Origin of the sequence: Undibacterium sp. Ren11W (genome assembly GCF_049340485.1) — a bacterium.
In the GTDB taxonomy this organism is placed as follows: domain Bacteria; phylum Pseudomonadota; class Gammaproteobacteria; order Burkholderiales; family Burkholderiaceae_D; genus Undibacterium.
Map to the genome: position 1 here is coordinate 912058 of NZ_JBMPPB010000001.1, position 22265 is coordinate 934322.

Here is a 22265-nt window from a genome sequence, read left to right on the forward strand (position 1 = left end):
GATTTTAAAAAACATTATGCCTAGCCCTATCGTTATCGTTCCGGCCTGTACCGCTCAGATTGGCAACCACTCCTTCCACGTGGCACAAATGAAATACGTCGACGCCGTCGTGAATGGTGCCACCTGTTTGCCGTTAATCTTGCCGGCTTTGGGGGCTGCAACCGATCTAGATACCGTACTGGCAAGGGCCGATGGTTTAATGTTGACTGGCGCATATTCAAATGTGCATCCCAGCCACTACCAACAAGAGGTTCATAACCCGGCCTTACCGCAAGATGCTGCGCGCGACGCGACCACCCTGCCCTTGATACGAGCCGCCTTAAAGCGTGGCATACCAATTTTTGCTGTCTGCCGTGGCTTCCAGGAGGTGAACGTTGCACTCGGCGGAAGTTTGCATCAAGCCGTCCAAGAGGTAGATGGCATGTTTGATCATCGGGAAGACAAATCTCAAACGCAAGAACAACAATATGCGCCGGCGCATCAAATCAGTCTCACTCCACACGGTGAGATGGCACGGATACTGAACGGCGCTTTACAACTAAAAGTCAACTCACTACACGGACAAGGTATCGCCGAACTAGCCCCCGGCTTGCAAGTAGAAGCGCGGGCCGACGACGGACTGATTGAGGCTTATAGTTTTGGGCAGGCTGGGTCTTTTGCCCTGGCCGTGCAATGGCATCCTGAGTGGAATTTAATGAGCAATCCCGCTTCCGTCAAAATTTTTCAAGCTTTCGGTCTGGCTTGTCGCGACTATCAAAGCAAGCGAGGTAAAGCATGATGAGAACCTACGAACTATGGGCGCGACGAGTGCCGTAGTGCATTAAATGAATAAAAATAAAGCGCGTCCGCTTATTTACTAACAATGTACACACAAGAATAACGGCGCAACGAGTAAGACAATAGAGAGATAAATATGGCAATTCGCGAAAACTTCACTTACACCGATATGGATGTCTGGCTCAATGAAAACAGGGTAACGGAAATAGAATGCTTGGTACCCGATTTGACTGGCGTAGCACGTGGGAAAATTCTACCTCGCGGAAAATTTACGCAAGAGCGCGGCATGCGCATACCTGAAGCTGTATTAGGCATGACGGTGACTGGCAACTACCCTACTGATGATGACGCTTACGATAGAGCTATTTCATCCACCGATCGCGACATGATTTTAAAAGCCGATCCGGGCACCATCACCATGGTGCCGTGGGCAACCGACCCGACCGCACAAGTCATACACGATTGTTATTTCGCCGATGGCAAATTAGTCGACTTCGCACCTCGCTCAGTATTACGCCGTGTGCTGAAGTTGTATGCGGATAAAGGCTGGAAACCAGTAGTCGCGCCAGAACTGGAATTTTATTTAACTGCAAAAAACATCGACCCGGACTTGCCATTGAAACCGCCGATTGGACGTAGCGGCAGAGCTGAGACCAGTCGTCAGGTGTACAGCATAGATGCGGTAAATGAGTTTGATCCTCTATTCGAAGATATCTACGACTATTGCGAACTCATGAATCTGGACGTTGATACTCTGATTCACGAAATAGGTGCCGGTCAGATGGAAATCAACTTTTTGCACGGCGATCCTTTGAGTCTCGCTGATAAAGTGTTTTTCTTTAAACGTACCTTGCGGGAAGCGGCGCTAAAACATGATATGTACGCGACCTTTATGGCAAAACCTATGGCAGGTGAACCAGGCTCGGCCATGCACGTACACCAAAGTGTGGTCGACTGTAAAACTGGCTTAAACATATTTAGCAATAGCGATGGCTCAGCCGCCCCTATCTTTAAGCACTATATCGGTGGTTTGCAAAAGTATATGCCGGCGGCGATGGCCATCGTTGCGCCTTACGTGAATTCTTACCGTCGCATCGTACGCCACACCGCAGCCCCCATCAATATTCAATGGGGTATGGATAATCGCACGGTGGGCTTCCGCGTGCCGGAATCAGGCTCACAAGATAGACGGGTCGAGAACCGCATCATCGGTGCTGACGCCAATCCATATCTGGCATTAGCTGTCACCCTGGCCTGCGGCTATCTTGGCATGGTTGAGCAATTGGAGCCGACCCCGATGACAGTCAGTAGTGCCTACGATCTTAAATTTGAACTGCCACAAGGCTTACCCGAGGCCTTGCAATTACTGCGTGCTGAAGACAAATTGCGTAGCGTATTGGGAGACAGATTCATAGATGTGTATGCCGCGATCAAAGATCTGGAGCATCAGGAATTTATGACTGTCATCAGCCCCTGGGAACGCGAACACTTACTGCTGCACGTTTAATCTTCGCAGAAGACGTTTTAGCTAAATGGCGTATCTAGTCTACTTAGCTAAAACATCTCAGCACAATCGCATTAAACACGAATATCTCAATCTCGAATTTAGGATCGCCATGCACACTCATTCCTTAAAGCCCAGCATCACTTTGGTCGCCAGCGCTACCGAGGCGAAGCAAGCGGCTCAGACTTTCGATACCCAAGCGATACAGAAACTCGATTCCGCGCATTACCTACACCCTTTCACCGATTTCAAAGATCTCAATGAAAAAGGTGCGCGCGTCATGGTCAAGGGTGAAGGCATCTATCTCTGGGATTCTGAAGGAAAAAAAATACTCGATGGCATGTCTGGATTATGGTGTGTCAATGTCGGCTATGGTCGTAGCAGCATCTCGGCAGCCGTGTATCAGCAAATGGAAGTGCTGCCGTTTTACAACAGCTTTTTCAACACCACCAATGTTCCAGCGGTACAACTGGCGGCCAAACTGGTAGAGATTTCACCGCCGCAATTTAATCACGTGTTCTTCACAGGTTCAGGCTCAGAAGGCAATGATACCAATCTGCGCATGGTGCGACGTTATTGGGATCTACTCGGCTATACCGACAGACATGTCATCATCAGTCGGCACAATGCCTACCACGGCAGCACAGTGGCCGGTGCTTCACTGGGCGGCATGAGCGGCATGCATGCGCAAGGTGGTTTGCCTATCCCAGGGATAGAACACATAGGTCAGCCGAATTATTTTGAAGCCGGACGAGGTAAGACCGAAGCTGAATTTGGAATAGAAGCAGCATCCTGGCTGGAACAAAAAATTCTTGAGCTTGGTCCTGATAAAGTGGCCGCTTTCATCGGCGAACCAGTACAAGGCGCAGGCGGCGTGATCATTCCGCCGGCTACTTACTGGCCAGAAATTCAAAGAATTTGCGACAAATACGGCATCTTACTGATCGCCGATGAGGTCATTTGCGGTTTCGGTCGACTCGGCACTTGGTTCGGATCTGAATTAATGGGAATCAAACCAGATCTCATGACTTTTGCCAAGGGCGTTACCTCTGGCTACATCCCTTTAGGCGGTGTGATGGTCGGCGACCGCGTAGCGAATGTACTGATAGAAAAAGGCGGCGACTTCAATCACGGCTTCACCTATTCTGGTCATCCTGTCGCTTGCGCTGCTGCACTTGAAAACATACGGATTATTCAAGACGAAAAATTAGTCGAAAAAGTCGCGAATGAAACTGGCCCTTACCTAAAACAACAGTTTGCCACACTGGCGACTCACCCTCTGGTAGGCTTTGCAGATAGTTGTGGTCTGGTGGCTGGCCTCAATTTGGTGAAGAAAAAAGCCAAACTGGTGCACGACTGTGTGCTGTTCGATGCAAAGCAAAATGTTGGAATGATTTGTCGTGGCTATATGTTCGGTAACGGCATGATAATGCGCGCTGTCGGTGATCGTATGATCATCGCACCACCGCTGTGTATTACCGTGCGGCAAATCGATGAAATGATCGCCCTGATTCGCTCGTGCCTGGATAAAACACTGGCAGATTTACAGGGGCGTGGCTGGGTATAAAAATTGCTTAGTAGATGACAAGGCAAAGACATCGTTAAACAAAAAAAGTAAAACAAAAATGTAGGGCAAAAAAAGTAAAACAAGTCGCCGAACAAGAAGCGCTGTAAAACGAAACGTAGTAGCAATTCAATCTAATACGACAGGGGATAAACATGACGGTTTCAATCAAGGTTTTACGATTAAAGAAGCAATTCAAACATGGCGTTTCAACGCTGCTCGCAGCCAGCGTATTGAGCGCAATGGCATTCACTCCAGCCCAGGCTCAAGAAGAAAAAGTCCTGAATATTTATAATTGGTCGGATTATATTGCAGACGACACTATCAAGAATTTTGAGAAGGAAACCGGTATTAAAGTACGTTACGATTTATTCGATACCAATGAAATTTTGCACGCGAAACTAGTCGCAGGAAAAACTGGTTACGACATCGTCGTACCTTCTGCTAACTGGGCCAATCTGCAAATTCAAGGTGGCCTATTGATGAAACTGGATAAAACTAAACTTCCAAATATAGCCAATCTCGATCCGGCAATTCAAGCAGCTTTATCCAAATTAGATCCGAACAACGATCACGTCATTGACTGGCTATGGGGTTTTACTACCGTTGGCATCAACGTCGCGAAAGTTAAAGCTGCACTTGGTGATTTGCCTATGCCAGCCAATTCCTGGGATTTAGTATTTGACCCTAAATACATATCAAGACTCAAATCATGCGGAGTATCTTTTCTAGACGCACCTTCAGAGATATTGCCACCGGCCATGCAATACCTGGGCAAAAATCCTTTTTCCAAAACAGCAGCCGATTATCAGGAAGCTGGTCGTCTATTGCAAAAAATCCGACCTTACGTCAGTTTATTTAGTTCATCGGGCTACATTAACGACATGGCGAATGGCTCGGTCTGCGTTGCTTTAGGGTGGTCGGGTGACATCAATATCGCGCGCCAGCGTGCCATCGATGCAAAAAATGGCATAGAGATTCAGGCCTTAATTCCAAGTACGTCGGCTACCATGTTCTTCGATGTGATGGCTATTCCGGCAGACGCGCCGCACCCAAACAACGCACATCTTTGGATGAATTACATTATGCGTCCTGAAGTCCATGCCGGTTTGACCAATAAAGTTTTTTATGCCAACCCAAATGCGGCTGCAACAAAATTCGTCAAAAAAGAAATCTCAGAGAATAAAACGGTCTATCTGAGTGACGCTGATAAAAAGAAGATGACATCTCCTGAAGCAGTTAATTCTGACATACGGCGATTGATGACACGCATATATACACAGTTTAAAACTGGCATGTAATTGCTTTCCCGCCCGCATCGTCGGGCATCGTATTCAACGTTAGTGCTGAACGCTCATTGATTCAATGAGCGTGGCAAGACTCAACCATTTTTTTCAAGGCATCTCATGACGTTACCATCTCATGGCGATATAGCAAGCTCTCCGGTCACAACGCCAGTAGGCAATGGCGTAGGAAAACCATTTTTATTAATCAATAACCTGATCAAGGAATTTGGCGATGTAAGAGCGGTTGACAATGTATCCATCGCCATTAACAAAGGCGAAATTTTCGCACTCTTAGGTAGCTCGGGCTGCGGCAAATCCACCCTGCTGCGTATGCTCGCAGGGTTTGAATCGCCAACTTCCGGCCAGATTCTACTGGACGGAAAAGACATCGTCGGAGTCGCGCCTTACCATAGACCGATCAACATGATGTTTCAGTCTTACGCCCTGTTCCCTCACCTTTCGGTATGGGACAACATTGCCTTTGGACTACGCAGAGATGGCATGCCCAAGGACGAAGTAGCGGCAAGGGTAGAAAAAATGCTGGCCTTGGTGCAGCTTTCCGCTTTTGGTAAACGCAAACCACATCAACTATCGGGTGGCCAACAACAACGTGTCGCATTGGCCCGTAGTTTAGCCAAGCGTCCGCAATTGTTGCTACTGGACGAACCGCTGGCAGCACTAGATAAAAAATTGCGTGAGCGTACTCAACTAGAATTAGTGAACATCATCGAACAAGTCGGCGTTACCTGCGTCATGGTGACCCATGATCAGGAAGAAGCGATGACGATGGCATCGCGCATCGCCGTCATGAGCGAAGGCGTGATACGTCAGACTGGCAAACCACACGAAATTTATGAAACGCCAAATTGCCGCTTCGTCGCTGACTTCATCGGTAGCGTAAATATGTTTGCCGGTAAAGTGACCGAAGACGAGCCGGATCATGTCGTGGTTGATAGCCCGGAATGCAAACATTACGTAGGTCACGGCATTACCGGCACCATAGGCATGCCAGTCTCGGTTGCTGTGCGCCCGGAAAAAATCACCATCAGCACAGAAGCACCGGAGCAGACGCATAACGTGGTGTACGGCGAGATTGTAGAACTCGCATACCTAGGCAGCTATACCGTGTATCACTTGAAATTAGCTACTGGTATGCAGGTCAAGGCGACAGTCAGTAATACGGTAAGGCATGGCGCCTTCCATCCGAAATGGGGTGACAAGGTCTACGCCAGCTGGTCCGATATTTCTATGGTGGTATTAACCCAATAAGGGCAACCATTGTGAAAAAATTTTTGAAAGACCTCATCCTGTTTAAGTGGTTCAGTGGCAAAACCGCTGTCATCGGCATCCCTTATCTTTGGTTATTTGCCTGCTCACTGGTGCCCTTCTTCATCATCTTAAAGATCAGCATGGTAGAGATGGAGATCAGCAATCCATTTGGTACCATTTTTTCCTATGTTGATGGCGCGGTTTCGTTGAAGCTCAAGATCAGCAATTACCTCTTCATCGCAGAAGATAATTTATATGTATTGACCTATTTAAGCTCAATTAAATTCGCCGCTATTACAACTTTGTTTTGCCTGATCATTGGCTACCCCTTTGCATATTTTATGGCGCGCGCCAAAGCGTCTATCCGGCCGACGCTCATGATGATGGTCATGCTGCCATTTTGGACTTCATTTTTACTGCGCATCTATGCCTGGAAAGGTATGTTGGCCAACAACGGCGTGGTGAATCACTTTCTGCTTTCCATAGGTGTAATCGATGCACCGATACATATGATGAATACGCCTTTTTCATTAATGGTAGGCATGGTGTACACCTATCTACCCTTCATGATTTTGCCTCTTTACACCAATCTATCAAAGATGGATGTGCGTTTTATAGAAGCAGCTGCTGATCTGGGTTCGACCCCATGGAGCACCTTTTGGCGCGTTACCGTACCGCTCTCGAAATCAGGCATCATCGCCGGCGCCATGCTGGTCTTTATTCCATGCGTCGGTGAATACGTGATTCCAGAATTGCTTGGTGGTCCGGAAACACTGATGATAGGCCATGTACTGTGGGATGAATTCTTTAGCAATAACGACTGGCCCATGGCATCAGCCGTTACCGTGGTCGTCATTTTATTGATCCTAGTACCTATGGGCATCTTCAACAAATATCAAAATAATCAAACGCCGGAGAGAACATGAACGCATATCGTTGGTTTGGCCGTGGCTGGCTGTCGATGGGTTATCTATTTTTGTATATTCCCATCCTGATGCTGATTGTTTTCTCCTTTAACAGCTCACGCCAAGACATGGTCTGGAGTGGTTTTACTTTGCACTGGTATTCCGCATTGGCAGACGATCAGGAAATTATTTCTGGTTTTCTGTTGTCTCTAAAAATCGCACTGATGGCTGCCACTGCATCGGTAATACTTGGTACCTTTGCCGCCTTTAGCTTGAATAATTATCGTCAGTTTTCAGGACGCGCCTTATTCAAAGGCATGGTTAGTTCACCCTTGGTGATGCCTGAGGTAATCATAGGTCTATCTCTATTGCTGATGTTTGTCTCGTTTGAAAAAATGTTTGGCTTCCCACAGCGCGGTTTGATGACGATTTTGTTTGGCCATACGGTACTAGGTATGGCTTACGCAACCGTAGTCATCGAATCACGACTGGCCGAAATGAGCAAATCTTTATCAGAGGCGGCAATGGATCTTGGTTGCAAACCTTTCCAGGTATTTGCACTGGTAACGTTTCCAAATATCACCCAAGCGCTGGCATCTGCATGGTTACTCACTTTCACCTTATCGTTAGACGACGTGGTTCTATCCGCATTTTTGACGGGCCCTGGCTACTCTACTATGCCTATCGTGATTTTTTCCCGAGCCAGGTTGGGTCTGGATCCACGGGTCAATGTGGTAGCTGCTTTAACAATTCTAGTCGTAACGATAGGCGTCATTTTATCAAGTTGGTACATAGTCAGAGCGGAGCGTTTGCGTCAAAAACAAATTTCTGCTGCCTTTCAAGCTGAAGCACTGCATTAAAAAATATGAAATTTTAGAACTACCAAAAATTTCCAGATAATCCTTAGGAGCAAACATGCATATTTTGAAAAAAGCTGTAATCGCGATCACTTTGGCATTTCCAGTAGCAGCGATGGCGCAAAGTGCGCAAGACTTAAAACTTGAACTTGATGCGATGAAGGCGAGAATTAAGCAACTCGAAGCCATGGTCGAATCCATCAATACCAAATCTGTCGCCGTTGCCGCCACAGAAGTAGACAGTCAAGCTGAATTTAATCGCATGAAGATTAAGACTGAAGCAATGGAAGATCAGCTGGAAGCGGGTGGATTTAAAGGTCTAAAAGTATCTGGCTATATAGATCCAACTTACATATACAACCAACGCCAGGACACTGGCAGTGTGGTGTTCATGAAGAACTTTTCAGATCCAAATCTCGCTGGTGATGGTACTCATCCTAGTCAAAAAACTGCTTATGCCTACGACAATGCATTCTTCGGCACTGCCTTAATTCGTTTTGAAAAAGAGATGGAAGGCGGTACAAAATGGCTGTTAGAACTGATGCCACATAAAAGTTACGGTGATGGTGGCGGCTACAACTTAGGCTCATTAGTCAATCAGGCGACCGTTTCTATCCCTGTTGACGGTTTGAATAATCGTTTCCTCGCGGGACAATTTGGCTCCTACCCTGGCTATGAGTATCAATTAGCAGCCGGACCATTGTCCAAAAAAACCATTACCAATAATCTTCTATTTGATTTTACCGAACCGTCTTTCTTTACTGGTTTCGGATATGAACATCTAGAAGGCAAGTGGGATATCAAAGCTTTGGTTGGTAATGCGAACAATGGTCGCGTCACCGATCGTAAGTCGCCCTCCCTGCACTGGCGCGTTGACTATTCCAAGGGTGAGTTCGGTGGTTGGGGAGCATCGGGCTTGCACGGTAAGATGTCGGCCACCACGTCGGTTAATTATCTGGAAGCCGACACCTATTTCATCCGTGGTGATTTGACGTGGCAGGGCCAAATCGAAGCTGGGCAGACTAATAACGCCGCATTTAACGGTGGAGATGCCAAGTGGGTAGGATTATCTACGCTGGCTGCTTACAAAATAACACCGCGCCTGGAAGGCATAGCCCGTTTGGATTACATTAAAAATAGCGCAAACGGTGGTGGTGTTCCTAGCGTGGTATTTGGTGCTGGTTGCAGTACCGCTGATCTTGCCAATGATCCAACTGGAGCAACGGCTATGGATTCGTCTTGTGGTGACTATCGTAATGGCTTTGGTCCTGGCATAGACAACGCAACAGGTTTGGTCAGCGATCCAAATAAAGGCGCAAATCGCTATGCACTGACTTTCGGTCTCAATTATGCGTTGACGCCAAACGCCATGTTGAAATTTGAATTGCGTAGGGATGGTTCATCTGAAAACACGTTCTATGACGTGCAGAGTAAAACCTACAAAAAGGATAATTTATTGTTCGGCGCTTCGACGGTGGTTAGTTTTTAATTTCGACGCAGAGATCAAATCATAGGCAGGTACACAAAGACAGGTGCCACGGATCTGGCATCTGTCCTTAACAAATTTTATTGCGATGACCGTCGCAGTTATAGTGACGAAAATTTTCCGCCACCCTGCCGTGCATGGAGGTGGAAAAAGACCAAGTAAAAAGGGAAAACCATGACAAACAGAATCTGGCATGAGCGTGCTGCCTCACTTAATATCGATGGACGTGCATTCATTAATGGACAGCGAAGCTGGGCAGTGTCGGAGAACACTTTCGACAATATTTCGCCGATAGACGGTCGCAATCTAGGCGCTGTGGCACGCTGTGATACGGTCGACGTTGACCTCGCAGTAGCATCAGCACGCGCTGCCTTTGAAGATGGTCGCTGGGCCAGCCTAGCGCCAGCAGAGCGCAAACGCGTCCTGATAAAATTTGCCGATTTGATGTTGAAACATAGCGATGAACTGGCACTGCTTGAAACCCTGGACATGGGTAAGCCAATTAAATATAGCCAGAGTGTTGACGTCAACTCCGCATCAAATTGTTTACGCTGGTACGGTGAAGCCATCGATAAAATTTACGATGAGATCGCACCTACTGCCTCTGACAGTCTGGCCCTAATTACCCGCGAACCTGTCGGCGTGGTGGCGGCCATTGTGCCATGGAATTATCCTATGTTAATGGCCTCATGGAAGATTGCTCCCGCTTTGGCCGCTGGCAATAGTGTCGTCTTAAAACCATCCGAAAAATCACCGCTGACAGCCTTACGCCTGGCAGAAATAGCAATCGAGGCTGGCATACCGGTTGGCGTCTTTAATGTGGTACCGGGCTTCGGTCACGAAGCAGGCGCGGCATTAGCTCTGCACCTGGATGTAGACTGCATAGGCTTTACCGGCTCCACCAAGATCGGCAAGCAAATACTGCAAATGGCAGGACAATCAAATCTAAAACGCGCATGGACGGAGTTAGGCGGGAAATCGGCCAATATCGTCTGCGCTGACTGCCCCGATCTGGACGAAGCAGTCGAAGCGGCGATTGGCTCTATCTATTTCAATCAGGGAGAAAGCTGCAATGCACCTTCCCGCTTGTTTGTAGAAGCCTCGATCAAGGACAAGTTCCTAGAAAAAGCCTTGGCCATGATGCCCGATTTCCAACCAGGAGATCCGCTTGATGAGACGACCGTCATGGGGGCCATCGTTGACGCCACTCAGCTTAAATCAGTAATGGGCTATATCGCTGCTGGTAATGCAGAAGGTGCCAAACTCTTGCATGGCGGCCAGCAGGTCAAATTAGAGAGCGGTGGTTACTATGTCAGTCCGACTATCTTTGATCAAGTCGACAGCAGTATGAAGATTGCCAGGGAAGAGATTTTTGGTCCTGTGCTCGCCGTCATCGCTTTTACCGACATCCAAGACGCAATCAGGCAGGCCAACGACACCCCGTTTGGCTTGCAGGCAGCAATCTGGACAGCAGACCTGAGTACCGCAATTAAGACTGCGCGCGCCTTGCGTGCCGGTACTGTTCATGTGAATCAATACGATGGTGACGATATCACTGTGCCTTTTGGCGGTTACAAACAATCAGGTAATGGGCGCGATAAATCTTTGCACGCCTTTGATAAATATACCGAACTAAAAACCACCTGGATACGGATACGGTAGTTTGCTATTCGTTCAGTATTAGCTGAGTACTCGTTCACTGTTCGCCAATTAGAAACACATAAAATATAACCACCATGACCACGCCGAACGCAAGTAACGCCGACACCATCGCTGAGCATCAAGCCAGACTGGCAAGTCAACAAATTAAATTCGTGTTTGCTCAATTTACCGACATCCACGGTACAGCAAAAGGGAAATTAATTCCGCTGACGCATCTCGATGACATTGTTTATCCGGGGGCAGGATTTTCTGGTCCCTCTATTTGGGGAACAGGTCTGCCACGTACCGGCGTGCGCTCTGAATATTATGGCCGGGCCGACTTAACGACACTACAAAGTATGCCGTGGTTGCCAGGTTATGCCAGAGTGGTGTTAGATGGGCACGTCGCTGGTCAGGCTTTTGAGGTCTGCCCGCGCCAGATCTTAAAAAAACAAGTAGAACGCCTTACCGCGCGAGGCTGGACACTCAATGCAGGGCTAGAGCCAGAATTTTTTCTGTTGCAAGACAAGGATGGCAAGATTGACTCGGAGTCGGCGGACACACTGGACAAACCGTCTTACGATACCAAGAGCCTATTACGCCGTACGCGTTTTTTAGAAAAGTTAACAGCGTCCCTAGACGCCTGCGGACTGGGGGTATTTCAGATCGATCATGAAGACGCCAGCGGTCAGTTTGAAGTCAATTACAAGTATGCCGATGCGCTTAAGGCTGCTGATAATTTCATGTTATTTAAGATGGCGGCGCATCATATCGCAGAGGAAGAAGGCTTGATTTTTTCCATGATGCCTAAGCCTTTCGCTGACCGCCCTGGTAGCGGCTTGCATTTCCATCTATCAATTGCTGACGTTGATGGCAATCTCATTTTTGGATCTGCCAATGATAAAACCGGCGATGAACGTGGCTTAGGTTTATCGGCCATCGCCTATCAGTTTATGGCAGGTTTGTTACAGCACTCGCCCGCTCTCACTGCCTTGTGCGCACCGACCGTCAACTCCTACAAGCGCCTGATGTGTGGGGAGTCGCTCTCCGGTACTAGCTGGGCTCCCGCCTTTATTGGTTTTGGTGACAATAACCGAACTACAGTAGCGCGTGTGGTGTATCAACGCATCGAATGGCGTCTACCGGATAGCTCCGCTAACCCCTATCTGGCACTGGCGGGTGTGATTGCAGCTGGCATGGACGGAATAGAGCGCCAACTTGATCCCGGCCAGCCTATCAACCGTGACATTTACGAGATGACCGCTAGCGAGCGCGATAACTTAGGTCTAAAAATTCTGCCGCAAAACCTCGGTATCGCCGCAGAGGCATTGAAACAAGACCAAATCCTCGGCGATGCCTTAGGCAAAAGCTTTGTACATGAATTTGTCGCGCTAAAGAGCGCGGAATGGATGGAATACAGTCAGCACGTGAGCAACTGGGAAAGCAGTCGCTACATGACTAAGTTTTAATCAAACATTGATCAAATTCAAGGGTCAAAAAACGGTAGCAAAATAACAAATAACAAATAACAAATAACAAATAACAAATAACGAACAAGGAATGGACAGGTTTCTCCTATGTTACTGAGCAAAGAAGCGCAATTAACAGAAAACTCTTACTACGAGGCGAGTGTCACCCGCCCTCTTACATCGGCCGCCTTAGGTGGACGAATAAGCGCCGACGTTTGCATCGTTGGCGCCGGGTTCGCGGGATTATCGACGGCACTAGAATTGCGTGCAAAAGGTTACAGCGTGGCGGTATTGGAAGCAAAAACCGTAGGCTGGGGTGCCTCCGGCAGAAACGGTGGCCAAGCCATAGTCGGCTATGCCAGCGACGACGCTATCGAATCGCAATTTGGCGCCGACGATGCACGTTGTGCCTGGAATATTACCGTAGAAGCCATGCAATTGATACGCAGCCGGATTGCCGAGCATGCGATAGACTGTGATTATGTGCCAGGCTATATGAGCGTGGCCGTAAATGAAAAAAAGGGTCGTCAACTAGCTGAATGGAGCGACGAGCTGCAAAAGCGCTACGGCTATCAAATGCAGCCTATCGCCGCAGCCAATATCCACAACTGGATTGCCAGCGAGCGTTTTCATTCAGGCCTGTTTGATCCGCAATCCGGTCATTTACATCCACTCAAATACTGCCTGGGTTTGGCCGCTGCTGCCCGCGCTGCGGGCGTACAGATTTACGAAAATTCACCGGTAGTGGACATCGTGCGTGGCAGTAAGCCTTTGGTAAAAACGGCACGAGGCGAAGTAAGCTGTGATTTTGTGGTCCTGGCAGGCAATGTGTATCTTGGCGCTTACGGCAAGTCAGTCGCTCCGGAGCTCGATAAGCGCATCATGCCCGTCGGTACTTACATTATTGCCAGCGACTCGATGGGAAAAGAGCGCGCTGATGCCTTGATACGCCAACGCTCAGCGGTATGCGACACCAATTTTGTACTCGACTATTTCCGTACCACTGCAGACCACCGTATGCTATTCGGTGGGCGCGTTAGCTACAGCTCGGCCACGCCGGTGAATCTGGTAGCGAGTATGCGCAAACGGATGCTCGACGTTTTTCCGCAGTTATCGGATCTCAATGTGCCCTATTCCTGGGGGGGCTTTGTCGACATCACAATGAATCGTGGTCCCGACTTTGGTCGTGTTAGCGACAACATCTATTATCTGCAAGGTTTCTCTGGTCACGGTCTCGCATTGACCGGCATGGCGGGAAAACTGGCGGCCGAAAGCATCGCCGGCCAAGCTAGTCGCTTCGATTTGCTATCCCAGATCAAGCATCATCCCTTCCCAGGGGGCAAATTAATGCGCACACCGGCACTGGTCTTGGGGATGCTGTATTACCAAATCAAAGACATGCTATAGAACGCGATACACCGACTAACGTGCCACTCTCTGCGCCGCAAAGTGCGGAACACAAACTAATTAAGAAGACTATGAATATGCCAACCATTTCAACGGCAACGCCAAACAAAATACAAGAATTTTTTCAGCAACACGGGGTTCGTGATGTTGAATGTATGTTTCCTGATGTATCAGGCTATCCACGCGGCAAGTTGATGCCGGCCGCCAGTTTTGCACGTGGTGACGAGCTGCGTATCGCTCAGGCTATTCCTATGCAAGCGATCACTGGTGATTATTCCTATGATCCTATTTTTCCAGACGCCGATCCGGATATTCGCCTGCTACCAGATTACAACACCCTCAAATTATGCCCTTGGAGCAGCGTGCCACGTGCCTTTGCGATTCATGATTGTGTCGAACTCAGTGGGGATCTGTGCCAATTCGCGCCACGTTCTATCTTAAAAAACGTGCTGGCAGAATATGCTGCGCTAGGTTTAACGGCGGTAGTCGCACCAGAGATAGAATTCTATCTGACCGCACCGAACGCCAATCCCGATCTGCCGCTGGCCGCGCCAGTGGCTAGAAATGGCCGCGCCGAGAATGGGCAATCGGCCTTCAGCATGAACATGCTTAACGAGCTGGCGCCTTTCTGGGATGAATTCAATGCCGCAATTGATGCCTTGGGGATCAAGGGCGACACTTGGATCCATGAAGTCGGTCTGTCCCAATACGAGATCAATCTGGTGCATGGAGACCCTTTGGCCCTGGCCGATCAGGCCTTTTTATTTAAATATGCCGCCAAAGAAATCGCCATCAAGCATGGCATGAACGCCGTTTTTATGGCAAAACCTATATCTGGGCAACCTGGTAGCTCCATGCATCTGCACCAAAGCGTGGTCGATGCCAGCGGCAAGAATATTTTCAGCAATGCTGATGGTAGCGATAGCGAGCGTTTTCAGCATTTCATCGGTGGTTTGCAACGCTATCTGCCGGACATGATGTTAATGTTTGCCCCCTCGGTCAATTCTTTCCGGCGTTTCATTCCGGGTAGTCAGGCACCTATCAACCTACAATGGGGTGTCGACAATCGTACCGCCGGCTTGCGTATTCCCTTAGCTGGACCTGCTGCCCGACGGGTGGAAAACCGCATTGCTGGCGCGGACGCTAATCCTTATCTGGCGATTGCTGCTTCGCTCGCTGCTGGCTTGGCAGGTATCAAAGAGAAAATCAGCCCCAGCGCAGCGCTAGAAGGTAGTGCCTATGACTGCAGCCACGATCTGGCTCCTAGCTTCATGGCAGCGCACGCGCAAATGGAAAATAGCACATCGGCACCGCGCTTGTTAGGTCAGGCGTTCGTTACCGCTTACTGCTCGGTTAAGCAACTCGAATACAAAAGCTATCTTTACGAAATTGGAACCTGGGAGAGGCGCTTCCTAGCAGCACAAACCTGATCGCCGCAGCTTCCACATTTGATTTAGCAAGACAGTTCAGCCGAAACACTGAAAGCCCGGCATATTTAAATCAAGTCTGAAAGTAATATTATGGCAAATCACGATTTCGCGTACCGTTCCAGCGGCACGTATTTAAATGGTCCAAAGCGTGCCGAAGCACCCGACATGCCTTTCGCAGTGGCCGGGCTCAATTTTGATGGTGCTGTCACCAATCGTCCGGGCGCAAGGTTTGGCCCACAAGCGATTCGTCTTGCATCGCAAATGTTGTGCGACGCCACCCATCCATTATTTGATACCACGCCGCTAGGCGTATTCTGTGACGCTGGCGACCTGGCCTTGCCAAATACCGGCATAGAAGCGATGCGCGCAGCGTTAATGCCGCAAGCCGAAGAACTGTTTGCTGCGCATCATATGGTGTGGTTGGGAGGCGATCACTCGGTCACCCTGCCCTTACTACGAGCCCTGAACAAAGTGCATGGAGGGCCAGTGGCGATGCTGCATTTCGATGCTCATTGCGACACCTGGACCGATCACTTCGGTGAGCCATCCGGGCACGGCACTTGGGTCTACGAGGCCATGCAAGAAGGTTTGTTAATACCAGAAGCCTCGATGCAAATCGGGATACGCTCATCGGCCGAAAAAGAAGCGCGTGAATACGTCAATAGCGTAGGTGGAAGAGTATTTACCGCACGCGAATTGCGCGGCCTGGTGAGCCCAGCCCAACTGGCAACAGTCCTCGCTGAGATACGCGCCCGCATGACGAAGGCAGGCAACCCACCGGTATATCTGACGCTGGACATCGACTGTCTCGATCCGGCCTACGCACCCGGTACCGGCACCCCAGAGCCGGGCGGTATGACATCGGCGCAAGTCTTGTCCTTTATCGAAGAGCTAATCGATCTCAACTGGTGCGGCATGGATTGCGTCGAAGTCTCGCCGCCCTATGATCACGCCGAACTAACCAGCAATGCAGCTTCGGTATTTGTCTGGACCTATCTTTGCGCACAGGTCAAGAAACGATTAGCTTGATTGTTACAGCGCTGACATAGTCGCCGCTCGCGACGGTTTGACACTATTTAGTGTGGAACTTGCTCGGCTTGCTCACAATATTTTATAACGCCCCTGCCACCGCGCATATTCCATGCGGGTTTCCAGCCTGCCTGGCCTGCAAGGCGCATGGAATATGCGCAGTGGCAGGGGTGCATTTTGTAATTTTCAGTCAGGACTAACAGTCGCCATGTTTGATTCCAGCTCCGAACACATCGCCAGTTACTACGCCGCCAGCAGTCTGGATTTGCAAATTAGACGCCCTTCGCTTGAAGAAAATATCGACGTCGACGTACTCATCATCGGTGCCGGCTTTACTGGTTTGTATACCGCTTTACGTCTAGCTGCAGCCGGAAAATCAGTTGCGATCATCGAGGCGAGCCGAGTCGGTTGGGGTGCATCAGGTCGCAATGGTGGCCAAATTATTCCAGGGTTTTCCTGTGACATGCCTCCTTTTGAGGCGGCCTTAGGGCGCGCCGGTGCCAGACAAGTCTGGCAGCTGATACAGCAAGCCACGCAGGAAATCCGACGACTGGTAGTCGAACATCAGATAGATTGTGGCCTGAAGTCGGGTCATCTATGGACCGCAGTGCTACCGCATCGCGTCAAGATCCTCACAGACTGGCAGCAAGAAGCGTTCAGCAAATGGGCCTATGAGGATTTGCAATTCATCCCTAAAGATGCGCTCCGTGACCACATAGGTTCCGACCGCTACCAAGGCGCACTATTGGATACCCAAGGCGGGCATCTGCATCCTTTAAAATATATATTAGGTTTGGCGCGTGCCGCCGAACAAAAAGGCGTGCGTATCTTCGAGAACTCAAAGGCGCTTAGCTACAAGGCACACAATGGTGACGAAGGGATAAGCGTGCAAACGGCCCATGGCCAGATACGCGCCAACCAACTGGTACTGGCATGTAATGCCTATATCGATCAACTTGACACGCGACTCCAACACAAGATCTTGCCAGTAGGCAGTTATATGATCGCCACCGAACAACTCTCGCCCACCGTGGCGCAGCAATTACTTCCCACCGGTCATGCAGTATCGGACAATCAATTTATACTCGACTACTTCCGCTGTCCCAGGACCAGCGTCTCCTATTCGGCGGAAAATGTTCCTATACCGGACGAACTCCTCACAATCTGACGCAAGCTATGCGACAAGACATGCTTAAGGTATTCCCGCAACTTGAACATGCCAAGATTGAGTTCACCTGGGGTGGCCACATCGACATCAGCATGCCACGCACACCAGACTTTGGACGATGCGGCAATGTGTATTGGGCACAAGGGTTTTCGGGTCACGGTATTGTCCCCACCTGCGTCGCGGGACGGGTTCTGGCCGAAGCCATTTGCGGTGACGACAGCCACCTTAAGCTCTTTAGCACATTAAGAAATCCGACCTTCCCAGGCGGCGAGCGTCTGGCGGGTCTATTCCAGGTATTAGGGATGTCTTACTACCGTTTGCGTGATTACATCTAAGACTGGAACCAGACGAGTATTCGAAACAAGATTACATGCAAAAGTAACGTGGTCGTGGGACCCAACCCAATAGCGATTATTTATGTGGAGTCTAAGGAAGCGCCGACGCGACTTTTATCAAACAGTTCTCAATAAAATAATGAAAATGAAAAATAAAAATAACTATTAAGAAATTTGCCCGTTAATATAGATGTTTAAAGTCTAAGCATATGCACGGAATCGATATGAGAGCCGATCAAACCACAGTGAACGAATTGCAACTCGCTAGTATTTCCAAGGGTAAGGGCTAAGCGCATGATCGTTACTTCTGAACCAGCATTTTGGGAGCATCAACTCAAGCTCCCATTGCTTGATCGATTAGGCGTCGCTAGCGATGAGCTATTGGCGCATGTTGCCGCGATCAATCTAGCCACCAAGCAAGACGGCAATCCCGAGAAAATTTTGCCGCCACCAGACTTTTTAGCCGATGTAAAAGCTGCCATCGCAGAAATCCACCCAACTGTATTAAAACTTCTCGACAAGCCTTTGCTTGGCGTTTATTTTGCACGGGGTTTAGGCTCGTCGGCGATCACCGACGTGGTTGTCGGTGCTAATGGTTGCCTCTTAGGCTCTGTAACGCTGCTCGATGCAGACATATTTTTATATCGCGTGGCGAACGAATGGGCCAACTGGAAGGAAAATTCTCCTTTCGTGCCCGATACGCACTACAAAATTGATGTGCTTATCGAAACGCCAGAAAATGATAATAGAAAAAATGCTTTACAGTTTTTGTTGCTTCACGAGTTTGCTCATGTATTGACGGCAAAAAGCGAGTTCTTACCCGATTGGTGGGTTGGTGCGCAGAAGTTTAAGTCAAGCGAAGAATACAGTTATCTAAGCCTCTCCTGGCAAATTGCGATGAGTAACGAAATTATTCCCTTACTGAGAGAGGATTTCACTTACAGAAAAATGCTTTCCTTTTACTCAAATGTAAATTCAGAGCAGCGGCTTGCAGGAGACTTGATCCCCGAAATTTACCAGGGTTTAGATAAAACCTCTTTCCCAACGCTGTATGCGTCTACCAATGCTTACGACGATTTTGCAGAAAGCTTTGCCACCTACGTTCATTGTGTATTAATGCGCAGACCGCTTGAGATCAATATCAAGTTAAACGACCGGACCATCACACAAAGTTCCGATTTTTGGTCTAGTCAACGCGCCCGCGCTAAATTGAATTTTTTTGCCGATTATTTAGGGCGAGCTTAAGCAAGCATACCGAACCGCGACTTTGCGGTATCAGATCAGACGATTGAAGGAAGTACTGTCCCTGGTGCCAATTAAGTCTATTAAGACTATTAAATCTGCCTTGTTCCCTGCTTTAATTGTGGCGCGATCATCGATAATCGGACATAAGAAAATTTCTTTTTGTTAGTAAAAAATGACAGGACGACCTCCCGATACACTAGACCCCAGCGATTGGCACGATCTTCGTGCACAGGGGCATCGTATGCTAGACGACATACTCGACTACACGGAGCACATCCGGGAGCGGCCGGTCTGGCAAACGATCCCCGACCAAGTACGCGCCAAATTTCAGCAAGCACTGCCTATGGCCCCAACCGAGTTATCCTTGGTGCATCAGCAATTTATGGAAAATATCCTCCCTTACTCGGTCGGCAACACACATCCTGGTTTTATGGGCTGGGTCCACGGGGGCGGCAACCCAGTCGGAACGCTGGCAGAAATGCTGGCAGCAGGCTTAAATGCCAATCTTGGTGGACGTGATCACATGCCGATCGAAGTCGAGCGACAAATTACGCGCTGGGTCAGTGCACTTTTTGGTTTTCCGGATACGGCCAGTGGTTTGTTTGTGACTGGGACCTCAATGGCGAATTTCATCGCCGTGTTAGTGGCCAGATCTGTGGCTTTAGGGAACAGTGTACGTCAAACGGGCCTACAATCTTCCGCCCAACATCTGGTCGCATATACCTCGGCAGGTGCACATGCTTGCATTGCACAGGCGATGGATATGGCAGGAATTGGGATGGATGCATTACGTATCATTCCTATGAACGACCATTTTGAAATGGATACCGACCTGCTCAAAACAGCTATCACAACTGATCGCAAGTTGGGTTTAACACCATTCTTTATCGCCGGTACGGCCGGTTCAGTAGATGTCGGTGCCATTGATAATCTTAGCCAATTGGCAGATATCGCTGAACAGGAACAGATATGGTTCCACATCGATGGTGCGTATGGAGCCCTCGGCATGCTTGCACCAAGTATTGCAACGCGTCTGACCGGCATACAACGTGCCGACTCTATCGCTTTCGATTTCCACAAATGGTTACAGGTACCCTACGATGCAGGATTTATCCTGGTCCGTGATCACTTAGCACATCAGGCAACATTTGCCACGCCAGCTAGTTATCTGCGTCGCGAAGCAAAAGGGCTAGCTGCCGGATCGCCATGGCCGTGTGACTTTGGCCCCGATCTGTCGCGCGGCTTCCGGGCACTCAAGACCTGGTTTACGCTACAAGTGTATGGAGCCGATCACCTAGGACAAATGATTAGCCATACCTGTGAACTGGCACAATATTTAAAAAAATGTATCGATGCCAGCGCAAAGCTTGAACTGCTCGCCCCAGTCGCATTAAACATTGTTTGCTTCCGTTATCTCAGCGCTCAAGCTGATAATCTCGACCAACTCAATGCAGACATCGTCGTTGCCTTACAAGAATCAGGCCTGGCCGCACCATCGACTACCTTGGTGCATGGAAACATCGCGATTCGTGCTGCGATCGTCAATCATAGAACGACTTCAGTCGACATAGACACTTTAATCAACGCCACTATCGCCATCGGCGACAGGCTCTCTCAACCAAGGCAAGAATAAAATGAGCGACCAGTGCAACCCAGAAAAAATGAGCATCAATTCGGATCATCAAAGCAAATTGTTAGGACTTGCGCCACTGATGCGCCAGGCGTTCTCTGACGTTGATCTAAAACCTCTAGGGTCAAGCCTGATAACACGTGTACGAGAAGTTCCTGACGATGCCAATGCCTTAATGGATTTAGCCACGGTCTTGTTACTGATAGGCCAGCGCGACACGGCATTGACGATGCAGATGGAAGCATTAAAATTGCAGCCGTTGTATGCGATCCCTTCAGTCCATAAAACAAAAATAAAATTGCTAGCGTTGATGACTGTCGGCGATTTAATGGCCAATACCCCGTTGGAGTTTTTGCTGGAAGATTCTGATATCGCCCTAAGCTTGTTGTACGTCGGCGAGGGTATTCCAGCGTTGCCCGCAATACCAGAACATGATGTAGTTTTTGTCGCTGTTGGCGAAGCGGATGAGAAACATGCGCTGTTAGAGGATCTACAAGAGATTGTTCAACTATGGCCCAAACCAGTTATTAATTTTCCGGCACGCATTCGCCAATTAGGGAGAGATAATGCGTTCAAACTATTGCAAGCTGCCGATGGCGTTGAGATGCCTATGTCGATTCGCATAGACCGCGCAACTCTGGATCAACTTGGACGGGGCGAACTGGATATTACTGAGCTGCTCGATGGCGACAATTTTCCCATCATTGTTCGGCCACTCGGATCACATGCAGGTCAGGGCTTAAGGAAATTAACTGGGCTTGATGCAATTCCCGACTATTTACAAGCGGTACCCAGCGCAGAATTTTACGTCGCCCGCTTCGTCGACTATCGTAGCCAGGACGGTCAATTCAGAAAATACCGGATTATCCTCATCGACGGGCAACCTTTCATTTCCCACATGGGGATTTCCAAACATTGGATGATTCATTATTTGAATGCTGGTATGGCAGACAGCGCCGAAAAACGTGACGAAGAAAAACACTTCATGGAACATTTCGATACTGACTTTACGCCAAGACATACCGCTGCATTTAAAGAAATCTACGAGAGACTAGGCTTGGATTACGTAGGAATTGACTGTGGCGAAACTCAGGATGGAAAATTATTGATTTTTGAAGTGGATAGCGACATGATCGTACATGCGATGGATCCAGTTGACCTATTCCCTTATAAGCAAGCGCCGATGAAAAAACTTTTTTCCGCTTTTCGCGACCTGTTAGTCAAAAAGGCGTCTTGCGCCATTCCACCGCAAGATATCTGAAA

At 48.8% G+C, this 22265-nt stretch carries 16 protein-coding genes and 1 pseudogene; all 17 read left to right on the forward strand.

Going from position 1 to position 22265, the window contains the following annotated elements; all coding sequences use genetic code 11:
- The first annotated feature begins 16 nt into the window (after window positions 1–16).
- The 17 genes and pseudogenes from ACO0K8_RS04115 (at window position 17) to ACO0K8_RS04195 (ending at window position 22263) form a co-directional block, all read left to right on the forward strand.
- The gene (locus ACO0K8_RS04115; RefSeq protein ID WP_422945344.1) at window positions 17–778 is read left to right on the forward strand and encodes a gamma-glutamyl-gamma-aminobutyrate hydrolase family protein; all 762 of its coding nucleotides are present in this window, start codon (window positions 17–19) and stop codon (window positions 776–778) included.
- A gap of 135 nt (window positions 779–913) precedes the next feature.
- The gene (locus ACO0K8_RS04120; protein WP_422945345.1) at window positions 914–2284 is read left to right on the forward strand and encodes a glutamine synthetase family protein; all 1371 of its coding nucleotides are present in this window, start codon (window positions 914–916) and stop codon (window positions 2282–2284) included.
- Between the two features lie 109 nt (window positions 2285–2393).
- Window positions 2394–3848: an aspartate aminotransferase family protein gene (locus ACO0K8_RS04125; protein ID WP_422945346.1), complete on the forward strand. Its 1455-nt coding sequence runs from the start codon at window positions 2394–2396 to the stop codon at window positions 3846–3848.
- A gap of 239 nt (window positions 3849–4087) precedes the next feature.
- Window positions 4088–5146, forward strand: a complete 1059-nt coding sequence (locus ACO0K8_RS04130; protein ID WP_422945855.1) for a polyamine ABC transporter substrate-binding protein — start codon at window positions 4088–4090, stop codon at window positions 5144–5146.
- 105 nt (window positions 5147–5251) lie between these two features.
- Complete coding sequence (locus tag ACO0K8_RS04135; RefSeq protein WP_422945347.1) at window positions 5252–6400, forward strand: ABC transporter ATP-binding protein; 1149 nt, start codon at window positions 5252–5254, stop codon at window positions 6398–6400.
- An 11-nt stretch (window positions 6401–6411) separates the two neighbouring features.
- Entirely contained in the window at window positions 6412–7326 is a 915-nt protein-coding gene (locus ACO0K8_RS04140) for an ABC transporter permease subunit (protein ID WP_422945348.1), read from the forward strand.
- The gene (locus ACO0K8_RS04145; RefSeq protein WP_422945349.1) at window positions 7323–8165 is read left to right on the forward strand and encodes an ABC transporter permease; all 843 of its coding nucleotides are present in this window, start codon (window positions 7323–7325) and stop codon (window positions 8163–8165) included. Before ACO0K8_RS04140 ends, ACO0K8_RS04145 begins: the two co-directional genes overlap by 4 nt.
- A gap of 55 nt (window positions 8166–8220) precedes the next feature.
- On the forward strand, window positions 8221–9651 hold the full coding sequence (locus tag ACO0K8_RS04150) for a DUF3138 family protein (protein WP_422945350.1): 1431 nt from the start codon (window positions 8221–8223) through the stop codon (window positions 9649–9651).
- A gap of 171 nt (window positions 9652–9822) precedes the next feature.
- Window positions 9823–11310, forward strand: coding sequence for an aldehyde dehydrogenase (locus ACO0K8_RS04155; RefSeq protein WP_422945351.1), 1488 nt, complete (start codon window positions 9823–9825; stop codon window positions 11308–11310).
- 74 nt (window positions 11311–11384) lie between these two features.
- Complete coding sequence (gene glnT / locus ACO0K8_RS04160) at window positions 11385–12758, forward strand: type III glutamate--ammonia ligase (protein ID WP_422945352.1); 1374 nt, start codon at window positions 11385–11387, stop codon at window positions 12756–12758.
- Window positions 12759–12866: 108 nt separating this feature from the next.
- Window positions 12867–14165 (forward strand): NAD(P)/FAD-dependent oxidoreductase, encoded by a 1299-nt coding sequence (locus ACO0K8_RS04165; protein ID WP_422945353.1) that lies wholly within the window; start codon window positions 12867–12869, stop codon window positions 14163–14165.
- A 71-nt stretch (window positions 14166–14236) separates the two neighbouring features.
- Window positions 14237–15595 carry a glutamine synthetase family protein gene (locus ACO0K8_RS04170; RefSeq protein WP_422945354.1) on the forward strand — a complete coding sequence of 453 codons (1359 nt, stop codon included), beginning with the start codon at window positions 14237–14239 and terminating at the stop codon, window positions 15593–15595.
- A gap of 90 nt (window positions 15596–15685) precedes the next feature.
- Window positions 15686–16624 (forward strand): agmatinase, encoded by a 939-nt coding sequence (speB, locus tag ACO0K8_RS04175; protein ID WP_422945355.1) that lies wholly within the window; start codon window positions 15686–15688, stop codon window positions 16622–16624.
- Window positions 16625–16832: 208 nt separating this feature from the next.
- Window positions 16833–18127: pseudogene (locus ACO0K8_RS04180) on the forward strand (NAD(P)/FAD-dependent oxidoreductase).
- A gap of 294 nt (window positions 18128–18421) precedes the next feature.
- On the forward strand, window positions 18422–19372 hold the full coding sequence (locus ACO0K8_RS04185; RefSeq protein ID WP_422945356.1) for a hypothetical protein: 951 nt from the start codon (window positions 18422–18424) through the stop codon (window positions 19370–19372).
- Window positions 19373–19544: 172 nt separating this feature from the next.
- On the forward strand, window positions 19545–21005 hold the full coding sequence (locus ACO0K8_RS04190) for a pyridoxal phosphate-dependent decarboxylase family protein (protein ID WP_422945357.1): 1461 nt from the start codon (window positions 19545–19547) through the stop codon (window positions 21003–21005).
- Between the two features lies 1 nt (window position 21006).
- The gene (locus ACO0K8_RS04195; RefSeq protein ID WP_422945358.1) at window positions 21007–22263 is read left to right on the forward strand and encodes an ATP-grasp domain-containing protein; all 1257 of its coding nucleotides are present in this window, start codon (window positions 21007–21009) and stop codon (window positions 22261–22263) included.
- The last annotated feature ends 2 nt before the right edge of the window (window positions 22264–22265 follow it).

Excerpts from the sequence above, each read along its gene's own strand:
- ACO0K8_RS04120 (WP_422945345.1), top strand. The coding sequence starts at position 914 with ATGGCAATTCGCGAAAACTTCACTTACACCGATATGGATGTCTGGCTC.
- ACO0K8_RS04115 (WP_422945344.1), top strand. The coding sequence starts at position 17 with ATGCCTAGCCCTATCGTTATCGTTCCGGCCTGTACCGCTCAGATTGGC.
- ACO0K8_RS04130 (WP_422945855.1), top strand. The coding sequence starts at position 4,088 with ATGGCATTCACTCCAGCCCAGGCTCAAGAAGAAAAAGTCCTGAATATT.
- ACO0K8_RS04125 (WP_422945346.1), top strand. The coding sequence starts at position 2,394 with ATGCACACTCATTCCTTAAAGCCCAGCATCACTTTGGTCGCCAGCGCT.
- ACO0K8_RS04185 (WP_422945356.1), top strand. The coding sequence starts at position 18,422 with ATGATCGTTACTTCTGAACCAGCATTTTGGGAGCATCAACTCAAGCTC.
- ACO0K8_RS04170 (WP_422945354.1), top strand. The coding sequence starts at position 14,237 with ATGAATATGCCAACCATTTCAACGGCAACGCCAAACAAAATACAAGAA.
- ACO0K8_RS04165 (WP_422945353.1), top strand. The coding sequence starts at position 12,867 with ATGTTACTGAGCAAAGAAGCGCAATTAACAGAAAACTCTTACTACGAG.
- ACO0K8_RS04195 (WP_422945358.1), top strand. The coding sequence starts at position 21,007 with ATGAGCGACCAGTGCAACCCAGAAAAAATGAGCATCAATTCGGATCAT.
- ACO0K8_RS04190 (WP_422945357.1), top strand. The coding sequence starts at position 19,545 with ATGACAGGACGACCTCCCGATACACTAGACCCCAGCGATTGGCACGAT.
- speB (WP_422945355.1), top strand. The coding sequence starts at position 15,686 with ATGGCAAATCACGATTTCGCGTACCGTTCCAGCGGCACGTATTTAAAT.
- ACO0K8_RS04145 (WP_422945349.1), top strand. The coding sequence starts at position 7,323 with ATGAACGCATATCGTTGGTTTGGCCGTGGCTGGCTGTCGATGGGTTAT.
- ACO0K8_RS04155 (WP_422945351.1), top strand. The coding sequence starts at position 9,823 with ATGACAAACAGAATCTGGCATGAGCGTGCTGCCTCACTTAATATCGAT.
- glnT (WP_422945352.1), top strand. The coding sequence starts at position 11,385 with ATGACCACGCCGAACGCAAGTAACGCCGACACCATCGCTGAGCATCAA.
- ACO0K8_RS04135 (WP_422945347.1), top strand. The coding sequence starts at position 5,252 with ATGACGTTACCATCTCATGGCGATATAGCAAGCTCTCCGGTCACAACG.
- ACO0K8_RS04150 (WP_422945350.1), top strand. The coding sequence starts at position 8,221 with ATGCATATTTTGAAAAAAGCTGTAATCGCGATCACTTTGGCATTTCCA.